This is a genomic window from Exiguobacterium sp. Leaf187, from assembly GCF_001423925.1.
Taxonomy (GTDB): domain Bacteria; phylum Bacillota; class Bacilli; order Exiguobacteriales; family Exiguobacteriaceae; genus Exiguobacterium_A; species Exiguobacterium_A indicum.
The window spans coordinates 1-460 of record NZ_LMPR01000016.1; the positions used below are offsets into that span (position 1 = coordinate 1).

The window sequence follows — 460 nt, forward strand, 5'->3', positions numbered from 1 at the left end:
CTCCCCTGCTACTTTTGGATAAGCTGAAAGATCCGTCTGACCTTGAAGCATCTTGTTCGAACGTACTTTGTCGTTCGCCATCAGCTTCGTTCCTGCTTTGACGATGATCATGCGGAGAACGACCGCGATGACGTATGCCAAGAGAAGGATGAGAGCTGCTTCCAAGATGTTCGGGATTGCCGCGAGTAATGTACTCATCGTATCCGCAAGTGGTCCCGCAATGATGTTCAGATCAAGGATGTTGAAGACCAAGATGAGAACGAAGACCATGAGAACCCAGAAGACGACGGTCCCGATGATTTTTTCAGGTGTCCACTTTTTCTTCTTTGGTGGCGTACCCTCTTTTTGAAGTGAGAACTTGTTGACGACCCCAGACTTCTCTAACGCTTTTTGAACTCCGTTCGCGATCAGCTTGGCAATGAGCCATCCAATCAAGAAAATGATGATCGCTCCAAGCAAG

The 460-nt window shown here is 48.0% G+C and carries 1 protein-coding gene; it reads right to left on the reverse strand.

Annotation, left to right across the window (positions count from 1 at the left end; genetic code table 11):
• Positions 1-460 (reverse strand): mechanosensitive ion channel family protein (locus tag ASF99_RS16950; protein ID WP_442855981.1); only part of this gene is annotated, 460 nt, incomplete at both ends.